This window comes from Photorhabdus antumapuensis (genome assembly GCF_020387775.1).
Classification (GTDB): domain Bacteria; phylum Pseudomonadota; class Gammaproteobacteria; order Enterobacterales; family Enterobacteriaceae; genus Photorhabdus; species Photorhabdus antumapuensis.
Window position 1 is genome coordinate 1 of the sequence record NZ_JAHZMK010000029.1, and the last position, 14,796, is coordinate 14,796.

Genomic DNA, 14,796 nt, shown 5'->3' on the forward strand with positions numbered 1-14,796 from the left:
CGCTCAATCACGAATTATATAACGGGTTATTATAGCCAGTTTCGCCCCCATGGGTACAACAATGGGTTGACACCCAACGAATCAGAACGATTATTTTGGGAAAACTCTAAGCTAGTGACCAATTTTTATTGACCACAACACTTGCTGGCTGACCCGGAGAAAAGCTATCTGACGAAGCTGCACCAGAACGCCCTGCGGCTGTTACGTCCTCTAATAGCAGAATCATCCTATATGAAAAGCAGATGGATCTAGTTGAAATTCTTTGTCAATTTCCAGTTTTTTCAATATCGCAGGAAGAACCTGGTGAATAGTACGCATGCCAACCAGAAGTTCGTTCATATAAATGTCTGGATGGATACGTGAAGAATTGAGCCCTAAACTTTCGGATTCGGCTTCAAGACCGAGATCGTCACCAGAATCATAAACTAACGCGAGCAGTTCTACCCTAAGAGGAACACCAGCCCGAAACGCTTTATCCTTAACAATATTGAGCCATTTTTCGTAATCGTTAATGACATTATATTTAAATTCTTTGTACCTAAGAGCCAGTTTTGTATCAACCTCAATTTTACAGGCAGCCAGAGCAACCAAGCAGGGCTCAATGTTTCCTGCCTCTGTTTCAAATAAATCTAACTCTTCATCATAGATGAAGTCAGAAATGTAAGCAGCGTAGAAGCCATAAACATTATTAAGTGCATTGAAGATTTTGTAGATGATATTAGCGTAATTATCCTTTTCTACTGCATCCCAGAATTCTTCATCTTCATCAACGTCCAGCTCTTCAGGGAATGACTTCGGCGGCTTTATCCCCATACTTGTAAGTACATTGGAAACATTTGAACATAAGAGATCCATCTCGTCCTGCAAGGGGTCAGTAATATACCCAGTCTCTGCATTCTCGTGAGCCATGTCAGCAAGACGGTATATGAGTTTTTGCCATTTAACAGCTTCTTCATAAGAAGAAGCCCAGAGAATAAATTCAGGGTCCAGTTCACCTATCATTGCTACATCCCGGAGTTTCTTTTCCATATCCAGCGACATATGTTCACCTTTTTTCCATTTAGTGATCTGAGTGGGAGATACCCCAAGTCGACTGGCCAATTCTTTTTGGGTGCAGGATAAAGTACGCAGGGCTAGTTCTACCAAAGCTTCACTTATCATTGTGAGGTTCCTTTCTTTTTACTAAATATATATAACGATGTAGTAAAAATAGTCTTACTTATTTTTTAGTATATTTCAATCGTTTTTTACTAAAAAATTGCGATTTATTAATTTTTCAGTATTTATCTGCATGGAAGCTGGTTCTAAGTGAAGTTTGGGCTGAATTAAGACGTCCTTTAGGACGTGATGGATATCAATGCCCCCAAAGCACATTCATTGGTACTGCAAATGTGTTCGGTATGTGGCTAATTGGCAGGCAATTGTTACCTGTGTAAAGTAAGATGCCGCCCTGCCAATCTCTGTCAGCCAGTGAAGCTAATTGTTAGCTATGCTCTCGTCTAAATGCTGGTTTGTACAGCGTCTATTTGCTGGCTACTCCACCGTCCAAATGCTGGTTTTCATAGCGTCTATTTGTCGATTTCTGACGTTATTACACATCAGTCAAAACTTTTGGCATGTCTATCTGCCCTTACTTGAGCTTAAAAACACGACTGCAACGAAAAACTAGAGCAATTGGAGGGGTAAATCTAGCAATATCAGGAGGTTCAGAGAGTCGACATCAGTGAACTCTGTATCCAACACACAGAGAGGATAAGGAGCACCAGTGGACTTAAAGCTTACTGTAAAGCTGTATTGGTGAGGAGGCCCCGATCTTACATTCGCAAAACTGGAGTCTAATATCTTTCGCTTTATGTCGGGGAACTGAGCACCATGACAAGATGGGAGAAAAACCGTCGACCAGCTACGCTTTGGAAGCTAATTCACAAGTAATAAATTGTCAACATATATATATATTTCCATATACAACAAATAGTTACTTAAAATGCTTTTTTTTACGATCACTCAGAACCAGAGCGTCTGATAAGCCCATCACGTTTATCTAGCTATCGAACTTCAATTATTCCCGAAAATGATGCTCAACTTTTTGGAGCATATAGCTGGAATCTAGCTGTTGTCGGTGTATTTTATCCTCTACTTCATATGAACACACTTTATTATCCCTGTACACCCACTAATCAAAACAGCAGTTTAACCACCAAGAATTTATTCAGATCTTATCACCTAAACTTGCTTTCCCATTTTTATCGAGAAAGCATTCATGATTGAGATAACAGTTGCACATAAACTGGGTAGCAATTGCGCAATAAAACCAAGAATAGTTCCGTTGTTTACCGTGGAATGATGATGAGCCTCTCCTCCCATAGCAATTTGCATAAAGGCGGAGTTTGTTAGGTAAGCATAAACCAAGCCACAAATCCCTGTAACCAACAGAAAGCTTATGAGCGTGGCGACCACCGAACCCACCATCTGAGGTAATCTCCCCCTGATTGAATTGATGGTGAGCACGGTCAGGCAACCCGGAGCAAAACCCCATCCCAAGATATACCAAATAATCATTAACCCCTTCAGCGGGATGCTATGTGCCATCTCCAGAATATCAGCACGCCATAATATAAGGTTCAGGCATGCAGCCAACACAGCCAGAAATACGGAAATAGCGAAACTATTGGGCAAAGTTAATTTCTTATTCACTAAAAAACCTTGAGACGAGCAAGGAATCTCGCACCTATTACAGAGTTAAGAAGAAAGCTACCCAAAATGCCAGCAAGGAGTGCAGCAGTGTATCCTTTAATCAGAAATAGCAACGGCATTTCTATTGAACCCCAATAATTCAACCCCACATTGTGGTCCAAGCCCCAACAAAGTGTTTGGCAAACACTGAATAACAGAGCACTACTTACTGCGGTCATGATATAAGCGCCGGCACTTCCAGGCGTGAAACGCGCTGATACCAAGTAAGTCAGTCCCCCAACAGCGGCCCCCATGCCAATACCGCATAAACCAAGCGCCCATACGAGACGCCATACTAGAGGGCCATTGTCGGGAAATAAAATAAAACTCATCAAAAGAAATCCAGCCTCTGCGATAAAGCCCAAAGAAATAAATAGCTTAATCGTGCGTATAGCTCGTTTCTCACCTTCTGCCACCGCATATTGCGGATCTTGTTCATTCACGATCTGAGTAGACATTTTTCATCTCCTGAACAGGTGTGTTAAATATCTGACGACGTTATTCAGTTTTATCTATCTGAAGCAGATTATATATGCTGAATTGTATAAACTGAGTCGAGTGTCCTATATAAATTAGGAATCAATTATATCCAAATAATAGATAAATAAAATTATTCAATAATACAATCACATAAAATAAAGGTGATGTAATCACTATGGTATGAGGATGAAAGTCTGTCAATGTTAAATAAGAAATTAATAAGACAATCCAACATATAGTTTTTCTTAATATTTCGATGTTTATCCCATTCAGCCTGGAAATAAATTTACAGGGTAGATTCACATAATAAGTGCAACATCGTTAATCTGGAAGTAAACATGTTCGTATACCCTTAAATAATTCATTCGGGGTTTTCCCACCCCGTGTTTTTCGGGGACGATGATTTAATCGGTTTACCACAAAATTTATTTCCTGATCAGAGACTTCATTAAAATCAGTTCCCTTTGGAAAGTATTGTCTGATTAACCCATTGATATTCTCATTGATCCCTCTCTCCCAAGGCGAGTAAGGATGGGCAAAATAAATTTCAGTTTCTAATTTTTTACTTATGGTTTCATGATCTGCGAACTCCAAACCGTTATCGAAGGTGATGGTTTTAACTCTTTGTTTTAACGGATATAATACTTTCACCGCCGCTTTCGTCACTTCTGATGCCCGCTTGCTATCCAGTTTAACAATAATTGTATACAGCGTTTTACGGTCAACCAGGGTTAATAAGGCACTTTTTTTATCTTTCCCCATTATCGTATCACCTTCCCAGTCGCCGATACGCTCTTTTTTATCAACGATTTCCGGGCGCTTATCAATACTGACCCGATTTTTAATTTTGCCTCTTTTTTCATAGCAACCATAGCGTTTACGATAGGGTTTTCTAGCAATTCGTAGATGTTGCCATAAATCACCCCCCTCTATTTTATCTTGATAAATCAGCCTATAAATCGTCTCATGATGCAAAAATATCCCTTTATGTTGCTTCAAATAATCAGCCACCTGCTCAGGACTTAAATCTTTCCAAATTAACCGTTTTATCCATTTTTTTACTTCCGGTGTGATTTTCACGGCTTTCTTAGCAAAATGACGACGAGCCAATCCCTTTAAATGAGCCTGTTCGGGGCAGTATGTCTGGGCTTCTTGATTTCTCTTCAATTCTCTGCTGATGGTCGACGGGCTTCTCTTAAGTGACTCAGCAATGAAACGCTGTGAAAAACCCGCTTTTTTTAAACTGGAAATCTGGTATCTTTCTGTCTCGGTCAGTTGTGTATAGGCCATAGTGCATTTTCCTGTGGCGGGAAAGATGCCTACTATAGCAACTGACCGCCTTTCTGAAAAATTGCACTTATTAGTCGAATCCGCCCAGCTTAATTAATAAATTGCAACTTATTTTTTCTGCCTGCAATATCACCAAAATATAATAAATAAGTCCTAATATTGATTTTTATAATAATATAAACATTCAAGCACGATACTATTTTAACTTTATAGTTTGACAATAACTCTATACTTAGTTATTAATTTAATTAAGCAACTAACAAGATAATTATTTAATTACCCAACATTGGGTTTATTTATAACCCATACCATACCTATCAGGAGAGGTTTAATTACCATGAATAAGTCCGAGAAAAAATTTAATATCAACGGAAGTGTCATAAACGTAGACGGAAAAGATGTAAAGTTCTTCACATCCCAACCTCTCGATCCAATTAAGGATAACGCCAAGAAAAATCCTATAGTCCTGGTACATGGTACTGGCGGTAGCACAGAAATACATTTCGGTTATCTCTTTCAACTGCTTGCCTCGGAAAATCGGGTTATATCACTGGATTTTACTCAACCAGTAAAAGCAGACGAAACGCTTATGCTTGAACATCTTGAAAAACAGGTCGAAGCCGTTATTGAAACAGCGGCGTCGGGGGAGTCTGTCACTCTGATAGGTTACTCCTTAGGCGCTGTTGTTGTTGCTTCTGTTGCTGCTAAACGTCCAGACCTAGTTCGCAATTTGGTTCTGATCGCAGGATGGATGAAAACAGATTTACAGTTAGAACGATTTTTATCTGTTTGGCGTCAGTTATATGAGATCCAATCACCTGCTATTGCAGACTTTATGATGTTTTGCGCTTTCAGTTCTCCCAATCATGTAAATATGTTTCCAGATCAGCCCGCAATCGGATTTGAAAATGCTATGCCGGGGGAATTTGAAGAGTTACAAATGGATCTTAATGGCCGGGTTGATATCTCCCAACTTGTTCCTACGATAAAAGCCACAACACTGATTATCGGCTGTACACACGATCAAATGACACCTATCCGTCACAGCAAAGATCTGTTTGGCGCCATTCAGGATGCACGCTATACAGAGATAGATTGTGGACATGCGGTCGTTTATGAGCGTCCTTCCCAGTTGATGCAGGTTATTGATCAATTCTGCGCGGACCCGTCGTTTTATCCTGCCGGGACCTTAATCCCCGCTGACCGACCATAATCCTTTTAATCCTCTGGAGAACTATGTGTGAATAAAAGTACACCAGATACAGATATATCACAGGCCACAGATGTAGAGATTATTATCAACGGACCAAATGCGACACTTACCCATAACTCCATTAGTTATATAATTGAATCTCAAATTAATTAATAAACTTTAATTTGAAACGGCAAGAGGTCTGTCTCTCAAATTCAAACCTCTTGCCGATGCCAACAATTGCAATGGTTTTAGAACGGCTTAGTCGGCAAATATTTCCCATCTAGCGTAATGACAGCACGCGAGCCGCCATTAGGATCATCGACCTTTTTGATATCAAGTTTGAAATCAATCGCGCTGATAATGCCATCACCAAACTTCTCATGGACTAGCGCCTTTAACGTTGAGCCGTAAACTTGCACCATTTCATAGAATCGGTAAATAGTCGGATCAGTCGGTACACTTCCTGGGATGCTACCGCGCACAGGGATAGTTTGCAGCAGAAGGAAAGCATTCTCGTCAAGTTCAAGCCGGTCAACTACAATCCTCGCAGCATCGGCAGGCAATGGATGCTGACCTAGCAGCGCAGCAGTAACGAATGCGAGACTCAGGCCAGTTCCTTGTGCGATGTCCTCAAACGTCAAATTCCAGCGCGTTTTGGCGTCGATGATAGCATCGGTAAGGATATGGCGGGGAGTTTGGGAATATTGAGATTGTATCATAATGATTTCCTTTGGATTAATGGGCTATTAAATGCCGTGGTGAAACATGGATTGTGTTGCAGAAACATGCGGATAGTCCGCAAGCGAAACAATTTGACCGAGCAAGCAGTCTAGTGCATCGATCGAACCAGCCTCTATGTCGTAAATCCATCGTGATCGATAAGAAAGCTGATGGATGAAGAATGAACGAATTTATCTATAGCGTCAAAGATCGGATTTCTATCACCTCTATAGTATTTTCCAATAGTTGACATGCTCGGGAAGCCCTTATAGTCTTCACTCCATCGTGGCCGATAAGACAACTAACAGGTGAAGAATGAGCAAATTTTTCTATTGTCTCAAAGATCAGGATGTCATTATTTCCATATCATTTTCAAATAGTTAATTGACATGCTGCTGCGACATATTCGTTATCTGCTGGCAGTTGCCGAACATCAGAGCTTCACTCGCGCCGCTGAGGAACTTCATGTCTCGCAGCCGACCTTATCGCAACAAATCAGGCAACTTGAGGAGTCACTGCATGTGCAGTTATTCGACCGTTCTGGAAGGAGTGTGCGACTCACCGACGCTGGCGAGGTATACACAAGTTACGCCCGTCGTGCATTGCAGGATCTGGATGCTGGGCAGCGTGCGATTCACGATGTGCAGGATTTAAGCCGTGGATTGCTCAGGCTGGCAATGACACCCACCTTCACCACTTACTTCATCGGCCATTGGGTAGAGCGTTTCAACGCACGCTATCCGGGAATTGCATTGAATATCAAGGAAATGACGCAAGATCAGATAGAGGTAGCTTTAGCGGAGAACCAACTCGATCTCGGCATCGCGTTTTCAGAGGTGCGATCCCCCGACATTGATAGCGAGCCATTGTTCATCGAAACACTCAGTCTGATCGTTGGTAAATCGCATCGATTCATCGGCCAACAAATATCATTAACAGCGAAGATGCTGGAACATGAAGGATTAGCGCTATTAAGCAAAGACTTTGCAACGCGAAGCCATATCGATTCGTACTTCCAGAGACAGGGGATCACGCCGCGCATTGCAATTGAGGCTAACTCAATCAGCACAATCGTAGAGATTGTCCGCCGGGGACGGCTCGCAACTTTGTTACCTGATGTCATAGCCCACGAGCAGGCCGGGCTCTATTCCATTGCCATTCAACCTCCGTTACCGCAGCGCAATGCCGTGCTGTTGTGGCGCAGCGGCGCATATCGAAGCGCTGCGAGTCAGGCGTTTGCCAATCTGATCACACACCGTTTCAATGTACACCAAGAAAGTGATAATTTCTGATAAACAGAAAACACAGTGCGCTTGGTGGCTTCCGAATTAAGACAGCCAATCTATAAGTTTGTTTCTAATGTAATCAGATGAAAGACGCTCCTGCTCTAAACGTGAAGACTGGAACCGGCCAGAGATGAGATCATTAAACAACTTTACTTCATCCTCATTTAGCGATGAAGGATCGGATTCAACTGGATTTGGTTCAGGAACCATTCTATCTTCGTGAACTTTAACGGTTTCAACATCCATCATCAGGGATTCAATATCTACACATTTATCTCTGACGTCACTGAGAATAGCCAAACCCCAGGTATCAATATCTCCCCAATACCCTACACGCTTACCTTTCAGCCACACTGCATCCATCCAGGCAATGTTTTTCCCTCCTCCTATCACCGCTATCGTGTCAGGCATTTCGGGTAATGCTAAACCAGACTGTAAGTTTTCAACTACTAATATATTCGATGCCGGAAGTTCATGCTGTTTAAGTAATTCACCAGGTATTTGAAGTATCGGAATTCCACCAAGCGCAGCCATCGCAGTATGACAAAGCGGTCTTATGGTTAACCAACCCTTGGGATTTGTTAAACAACCCAACCAAGCAGTAAGACCTCCAAATGCAGAAACCGCACCTTTGTGAATCACATCGGTCAGCTCTTCGATCAGGATTTGGTGGTTCTCAAGAAACTTAGTATCAATACCAATGAGAGGTAATGCTCTTAAATATTGTCCTTCCCCCAAGCCTGGCTTTAATTGTGGAAGAAGTTTTGCCAATAATTCCGCATCTCTCAAAGAGAGTTTTTCCACAATATCTATACATTTAACCAATGCAAGATAGAAATCTTTATCAACCCGCAAAAATGGCTTCATATTTCTTTCCCATATCTTACTTCGGGAAAGGGCATCATTTCCTAAAAATTGAATCAGACATTGCATCGATTCAATGACAACAAAAGTTGGAATGCGTTGCTCAGATAGCTCCCTGAAATTCTTGGAAGACCACTCCACAAGATCTTGATGGGGAAATGATTTCCACTGTTCAATAAACCGTTGAAAATGAATGATATCTAGTATGGCAGAATTCCCTTTGGGTGGTTTCAAGCCAACGCGAATAGGGAATGCTTTGATGCCCAATAACCGGGCTTTTAGTGAGGAAAGGTTATCCCACTCACGCTGCCTAATGATGCTCTTAACTTGCGCTGGCAATAACCCCCAACGTATCTCATCCTGCCCTCTTTTCATGTCAGTTTCTCAAACTCGATACCCAAATCAGCAGCCTCATCAGGCAACTTTTTCTCCTTCTCTTCGCCTATTCTTCGGTCAATCTCTTCCCAAGTCACTTCACATAAATGGCTGTCATGGTTTTCCTGGTCTCTTTCCGCAATGAGCAGTGAACGAGCAGATTCCCTTGCCAGATTCAAGTTTTTATAAGGCGTAATCAAATTAACGTGAATATGGAGCTCTCTAAACACTCGGAGCACACGCCGACTTACCGTTTCAGCCGTATTTGAGAATGCTTCATCTAAGAAAACAGTACAGTAAACCGGTCGATCATAGCCATCTGGCGTCAAAACATAAGCCAAACTCGCCGCTACAATAGTCGCCGCAAATGACTCTTTCTCCCCACCTGACTTTCCACTAGATGACTCCAATACATCACGAATCTCACCGGTATTACTATCCAACTCTTCAGCATAAAATGACATCTGATAACGAGGATCAAGCAGCCTTAAACTTTCCAATGTATTTGAAGAACCTAGTGCGCTTGCTTTCCCAAGTATTTCAACTACCTTAACCAATTGACGGAACCGTGCTTCATGGTCATCACTGGTTACCTGACTAAGCACCTTACGCAAATGCTGTTCAAACTCATTAACATGCGGAAATTTCTCTCTCTTTGAACCTAGCTTTAAATGTGTTCCTGATCGAAATTCTGTACGCTTGAGGACCCGGTTAATGATATCAATCCGCTCAAGGATATCTTCCCGTTCAGATTCAAGCTTAGTTTTAATCCGCGCTAGCGACTGCGTTGCATGCTTATTCAAACGTTCAATAAACTGCTCCACAAGGTTGGGAAGCCCTTCCTCTTCCAGTTGTCGTAAATGATTAAGATAATCAGGTAAGCCACCAATATTACTTTGCCAGTCAACCGTGAAGACTTGCCATTTATCGTTAGATCTGAATGAGACCATAATGCTAATGGCTAATCTTTCCGCTTTGTCTTTACTATTTCGGCTAATATCTGACAGACGTTCCAAATCTTCTTCAACTTTCAACACCAATTCAGACATCCGGCCTAAATCGTTTGTATTAAGCACGCCAACCCGAATCGCAAGTAATTGCCTGGCTGAATCAGATAATCCTTTCGACGCTTTTGCCTGCGCTTTGCTCCATTCTTCTTTTGCATTTTTCAGCGTATTTTTAACGCCACCAGAATCAGAGTTGAGCTGATTTAATACCGATTGAATTTGATCTAGCTGCCCTTTAGCCGACTCCCAACGCTCTCTGGCCTTATCAAGATCACCACCTGACTGTTCCAACACCTTAAGGTCAACCTGCAAATCAGAAAGCTTTTCGTGCCAGTAAGGAGCATTAATATCATCCCAGCGATAACTTTGGATCTTCTCCCAAAGTATTTTACGATCAGAAACAGAATTCAAATCTTGACGAGCCTGGCTCACCTTCTTCTCCGTTTCCGCCAGTTGCAGACTTAACTCTTTTTTATCGTTATTAAGAATGGCTAAACGTGATTTATTTGAAAAACCCAGACACCAGCGTCTTCTGTCATCTATCCGGTGTTGATCTTTTTTCTCAAAGCGCCCCTTATCCATGTGCATTAACCCCTGCTGTGTCATCGAAAACGGGGTTTGATCCAATTCTTCCGTGTTCGAAACACATTGCAGGTCAAATCGCTGCAAATGGTGCTTGAGCCACTCTCGATAAGGGTGAGTGCGCCATACCAGTTTCCTTAGATAACCATCAGGCTTAAACTCCGCCGATTGACCTTGAGTCGCAGAATCATTCACAACTTGCACGCGTACATGTAACCCCGTATGCCGGGCGTTTAACCAACGCGTCACCATTGAATAACAATGATATGGCACAGCAAGTGTTGTTCGTAAACCGCCCAACGCCCTCTCTATCGCGCCCTGCCATACTTTTTCACGATCCTCGACATCAATAAGCTCACCGATAAATACACATTGGTCTTTACTTAATTCTAGAGAATTAACCAGTTCATCTCGCAGTTGCTGATATTTCACATCAATATTGGAATCAGGTCTTGCCTCAATTTCCCGAATTTCCTGAGAGATATCATGGATATTTGCTTGTAGCTCACTGAATTTAGCACTAATGGTTGCAAACTTGTCCTGATACTCTCCTTCTTCTTGCTGAATACTGGCAAGTCTGGCTGATGCTGCGGATTGATTTTTAAGAAATACAGCCTCCTCTAATACAGAAGGGAGAGCCAGCTCGTTGGCATGAGCTTGATATTGCGATGAATTTCTAACCACCCGATTCAACTGAGCTTGGGTATGATCAACTTCCTTTCTAAGCGACTCTATTTTATCCCCACCAAATTGAAGGTATTCCTCGTGCCTTCGCTCAACCAACTTATTCGCATCCACTTTCTGCTCTTCAGCTTGGCTAATTTTGAGGAGTAGCGCTTCCAGTTCAGCCTCAATATCAGTAATTTTTTCACTCCACAATTGTGCAAAAATCTCCCCAAAGTAGACCGGGAGACTATTTTTCTCAGCCATCAGCTCCGCAAATTCTTTCGTTGTTTTTTCGATAATTGCGTTGAGTTCAGGTAACCTAGATAAGTGTACCTCTTGTGCTCTTGCATCCACTAATTGACTATGAATTGCCACCAGATCAGCAAACTCTTCCACTACCTTTTTAGCATCATCCTTGACCGTACTCGGTTCAAGTACCAACTCACGAATCAACCCAGTTAAATCATCAATTTTTTTCAGACCTAACGCCCGCGACAAAAGTGCAGGCGCATTCTTATTGTCCATATACAGGAGCTTTCGGTACAACTCCTGATAATCAGAAAAATTATCATCACAGCACGTAATCGTCGGGTCATCACGCAGCCATTGCTTGAATGCCCGGGCATTACCGTTCCCAAAAGCATTAAGCATTTCCTTAAGAGTCAGGTCTCTTTTGGCAACAGCATAAACGCGTGTCACATCCGCAATCACATTCGTCGATTTAGTAATCCAGAAAAGCGCCGCAAGCGTGATTTTTGACCCATCATCACCTTGATACAAAGCCCTAAGCCCAGTCACCACGCCAAATTCACGCTTACTTCTGACTCTCGTACCCGCTCCGTCATGGGCAGATCCAAAACTTCCCCGCATATAGGAAAGTAAAGTCCGGTCAGAACGATCACCCTGCGCCGCAGCCATATTAAAAGTTGCCTTTCCGGCAGGAAGCAGCAAAGCCATAAGACCATCAATAAACGTCGATTTTCCGGCGCCATTATCTCCAGTGACCAGCGTTCCCATAGGATCTATCAACGCGGTATGCAAGCCATTAAATGACCCCCAGTTATAAACTGAGAGTTCAGCTAATCTGATTTGACCAACATGAAATAATGAATTAGCCGGAAGAGTTTGATCAGTCATTTTCATCTCCTGTCTATTCCTCTTCATCTTGATAATCAACAGCGTCGCTGCCATTTTTATTTAGCTCAATACCCTTCTCTCCCGCCATTTTCAGGTATTCATTAAGCATATTTTCGAGAAATTCAGCGCTGACTACATAGCGGATCACCGGTGTAATCTCGAAGCGATCCTCACTTCCCCGCACTGAACTCAATATTTTTTTCGTCACCATTTTATCAAGAGCACCCTTGAGTTTTCTCCGATCAGATTTAGTACTGTTTGTCAGCGGTAAAAACGGCGTCAGATGGGATTCTATACGTTCTATATCAATGATAATCCTTTGCTCTCCCGATGTTTCCCGCTCCTGATAGTGTTTACGCAGCACTAACAGCAACAATGTATCGTATAAAGAGAGCGTCCTTCGGCTAATCAGAGATACAACCTCTTCATCATCTATACCCAACGATTCAGTATCTTCCTCATTCTGAAAGCCAGCTATAAAGGCGACACCTGCTTTTTCATCTAAGACTAACTTCAAATAGACTTCTGACAGATGTTTGCGTACAGCACATTGGTATCGACAAAGTAATTCAAACAATTTGGCTTTCTGCGAAGACAAAATAACGCCCTGACGCAGCAAGCTAACCAGCACCCGGCGCGCATCAGGTGGCATATCACTGTTTGAGTTTTCAGAGTACTTATTGACTAATACATCATCAATTTCAAAGGATGGGGTTTGATTGATAACCGAAAAAGCCACATCAGATTCAACGCTGGCTGTATCTGTAAGCGGGTCATACTCTGATTGAGTATGGTGTTTTATCAACTGATCGAAGAACCCTGTTTTCTGTTCTTCCTGAGGATCGGAATTAGACTTCCCAAGGGTAGCGAGGGCACCATTATCTTTATTCAACTTTTTACTACACACATTACAGTCCTCACTATATATATCTACAGCCACTTTCTATTCACCATCTAAAGAACCAATTCATCCAAACTGTCTGGAAACAGGTCGGCGCTCAGCAAGAAAATGGGTATAGACGCCAGCAAGTGAGCTCCACGTTTGTCACTGATTTCAATTGATTCCTTTTCTTCCAATAATGCAGCCCCGACAGATTTGGCCACCCGCAAATAGGCAACTAACTCCTCTAACCCTGAATTAATCGGGTGATAATTTGCAATAGACGCAATCGTCATTGGACCAAACTCTTTTAACGTTTCTAACGCCCTCTCAGCGATTAATCGAATTTGAACAACATCAAGACAATCCAGCATTTGCATACTCGGTTCCCGAGAGTTGAGCTGTTCTTCAGCATCTGAAGTATCCAGCTTTTCATCAGGTGATTTCAGAAGCATGCTTTCAGGAGAGCTAATACTTGCCGCGCCAACGGGCAGTGACAGAGTTGTTGCCGTTTGCAAGTCATAACCTGAGTTCTTCAATTCAATGGCGAGTCGTTCCAATTGACCAAGCAATCTATCAACAGCACGATTTTCTTGAGCAGTGCCACTCTCTATGTAAGCACGCAAACTCTCTTCTGTTCTTCGCCTGATTTGAAAAACTCTGTCACTCTCGCGGCTCAGTTCTCTCATGAGCTGACTTAAGAATTGCCGCTGCTGGGTACTTAAGTGTTCTGCGATCGGACGACTTAAAATACTTCGAAGCTGATCTCGTAGCTCCATCGTTCTATTTTGATCACATAACAAATGAAAAAAGCTTTCAAACGCACTACCAGCATCTGTTTTAGCCAGTAATGCTTCTTTTTCTAAAACAGCAAGAAGGATATCTCCTCTGGTAGAGTCTCCTTCAATAATTTGAATACGAATTTCCTGATCCAACCGACGAATTTCATCTTCAACACGGCGGAAATCACCCGTTAAAACAGAAGCCAGTTGGTAAATTTCACGAATTCTTTCCCGCTGCTCAGCCTCGGTTAATTCGGTCACAACACCGGCTCTCAGAGCATCAATCTCTCTCTGGATCTCGGATTTTCTATCTTCCAAAAGCGCGACACGCTCATCGGCATTTGGGCTAATCGCTACTGCAAAGTCCCTGACCGCTTCCTGCACAATTCGAAGATGAGACGCAGTGGTTCCTGAATTACGCTCATCAAGCCCCTGGCTAAAACGGAGCGCAATTTCACTGGCATCCGTTTTAGTTAATGTGTCATCCATCTCACGCAACCAGCCTTCCCGAATCCATTTATTGAGATAAGTGCCAGCGCCCGTTTCCGTTTCCCACAGACCAAGTTCACGACAGCGTACCAGCTCTGCATCAAGTGACACACGGGCACGACTAAAAGGGACTTCACTATCCTCGGAAAACAACTCCCCTAAGAATGCCAAAATGAAAGGGGAATTATCAGCTCTTAACAGTTTCCAGGCAGCACTTTCCTGAAATAAACGACGGTACTTTGCCTGTAGCCCTTGGAAGTTCAACTTGCCTCCCTCTGTGTGGTGGTGAGAAAAAAGCGATTAAATGAGT

At 42.5% G+C, this 14,796-nt stretch carries 11 protein-coding genes and 1 pseudogene; 3 read left to right on the forward strand and 9 right to left on the reverse strand.

Annotated features, from left to right (window positions below; all coding sequences use genetic code 11):
- Positions 1–132, forward strand: a pseudogene (locus tag KZ793_RS13075) (IS3 family transposase); the annotation flags it as partial.
- A gap of 90 nt (positions 133–222) precedes the next feature.
- Here KZ793_RS13075 and KZ793_RS13080 read toward each other — a convergent pair.
- The 4 genes from KZ793_RS13080 to KZ793_RS13095 form a co-directional block, all read right to left on the reverse strand.
- Entirely contained in the window at positions 223–1,161 is a 939-nt protein-coding gene (locus tag KZ793_RS13080) for a helix-turn-helix domain-containing protein (protein ID WP_225815736.1), read from the reverse strand.
- A 1,062-nt stretch (positions 1,162–2,223) separates the two neighbouring features.
- Positions 2,224–2,694 (reverse strand): hypothetical protein, encoded by a 471-nt coding sequence (locus KZ793_RS13085; protein ID WP_225815737.1) that lies wholly within the window; start codon positions 2,692–2,694, stop codon positions 2,224–2,226.
- Positions 2,694–3,191: a hypothetical protein gene (locus KZ793_RS13090; RefSeq protein WP_225815738.1), complete on the reverse strand. Its 498-nt coding sequence runs from the start codon at positions 3,189–3,191 to the stop codon at positions 2,694–2,696. Before KZ793_RS13090 ends, KZ793_RS13085 begins: the two co-directional genes overlap by 1 nt.
- Before the next feature lie 343 nt (positions 3,192–3,534).
- Entirely contained in the window at positions 3,535–4,503 is a 969-nt protein-coding gene (locus tag KZ793_RS13095) for an IS30 family transposase (protein ID WP_225815739.1), read from the reverse strand.
- Positions 4,504–4,840: 337 nt separating this feature from the next.
- Between KZ793_RS13095 and KZ793_RS13100 the strand changes: the two genes are divergently transcribed.
- The gene (locus KZ793_RS13100) at positions 4,841–5,716 is read left to right on the forward strand and encodes an alpha/beta fold hydrolase (protein WP_225815740.1); all 876 of its coding nucleotides are present in this window, start codon (positions 4,841–4,843) and stop codon (positions 5,714–5,716) included.
- Between the two features lie 230 nt (positions 5,717–5,946).
- On the opposite strand, the gene cynS is transcribed toward KZ793_RS13100, so the two are convergent.
- On the reverse strand, positions 5,947–6,417 hold the full coding sequence (gene cynS / locus KZ793_RS13105; RefSeq protein WP_225815741.1) for a cyanase: 471 nt from the start codon (positions 6,415–6,417) through the stop codon (positions 5,947–5,949).
- A 390-nt stretch (positions 6,418–6,807) separates the two neighbouring features.
- Here cynS and cynR point away from each other — a divergent pair, with 390 nt between their 5' ends.
- Positions 6,808–7,710 carry a transcriptional regulator CynR gene (cynR, locus tag KZ793_RS13110; protein ID WP_225815742.1) on the forward strand — a complete coding sequence of 301 codons (903 nt, stop codon included), beginning with the start codon at positions 6,808–6,810 and terminating at the stop codon, positions 7,708–7,710.
- Between the two features lie 36 nt (positions 7,711–7,746).
- Here the strand turns inward: cynR and KZ793_RS13115 are convergent, their stop codons facing one another.
- Genes KZ793_RS13115 through KZ793_RS13130 form a run of 4 tightly spaced genes read right to left on the reverse strand, consistent with a single transcriptional unit; the run spans position 7,747 to position 14,750 of the window.
- Positions 7,747–8,943, reverse strand: a complete 1,197-nt coding sequence (locus tag KZ793_RS13115) for a DUF3322 domain-containing protein (RefSeq protein ID WP_225815743.1) — start codon at positions 8,941–8,943, stop codon at positions 7,747–7,749.
- Positions 8,940–12,335 carry an ATP-binding protein gene (locus tag KZ793_RS13120; RefSeq protein ID WP_225815744.1) on the reverse strand — a complete coding sequence of 1,132 codons (3,396 nt, stop codon included), beginning with the start codon at positions 12,333–12,335 and terminating at the stop codon, positions 8,940–8,942. The genes KZ793_RS13115 and KZ793_RS13120 overlap by 4 nt, the downstream gene beginning before the upstream one ends.
- A 13-nt stretch (positions 12,336–12,348) precedes the next feature.
- Positions 12,349–13,242, reverse strand: coding sequence for a DUF4194 domain-containing protein (locus tag KZ793_RS13125; protein WP_225815745.1), 894 nt, complete (start codon positions 13,240–13,242; stop codon positions 12,349–12,351).
- 47 nt (positions 13,243–13,289) lie between these two features.
- Entirely contained in the window at positions 13,290–14,750 is a 1,461-nt protein-coding gene (locus KZ793_RS13130; protein WP_225815746.1) for a DUF3375 domain-containing protein, read from the reverse strand.
- Between the last annotated feature and the right edge of the window lie 46 nt (positions 14,751–14,796).

Coding starts and splice junctions, on each gene's coding strand:
- KZ793_RS13080 (WP_225815736.1), bottom strand. CDS start 1,161: ATGATAAGTGAAGCTTTGGTAGAACTAGCCCTGCGTACTTTATCCTGC.
- KZ793_RS13120 (WP_225815744.1), bottom strand. CDS start 12,335: ATGACTGATCAAACTCTTCCGGCTAATTCATTATTTCATGTTGGTCAA.
- cynR (WP_225815742.1), top strand. CDS start 6,808: ATGCTGCTGCGACATATTCGTTATCTGCTGGCAGTTGCCGAACATCAG.
- KZ793_RS13115 (WP_225815743.1), bottom strand. CDS start 8,943: ATGAAAAGAGGGCAGGATGAGATACGTTGGGGGTTATTGCCAGCGCAA.
- cynS (WP_225815741.1), bottom strand. CDS start 6,417: ATGATACAATCTCAATATTCCCAAACTCCCCGCCATATCCTTACCGAT.
- KZ793_RS13100 (WP_225815740.1), top strand. CDS start 4,841: ATGAATAAGTCCGAGAAAAAATTTAATATCAACGGAAGTGTCATAAAC.
- KZ793_RS13095 (WP_225815739.1), bottom strand. CDS start 4,503: ATGGCCTATACACAACTGACCGAGACAGAAAGATACCAGATTTCCAGT.
- KZ793_RS13090 (WP_225815738.1), bottom strand. CDS start 3,191: ATGTCTACTCAGATCGTGAATGAACAAGATCCGCAATATGCGGTGGCA.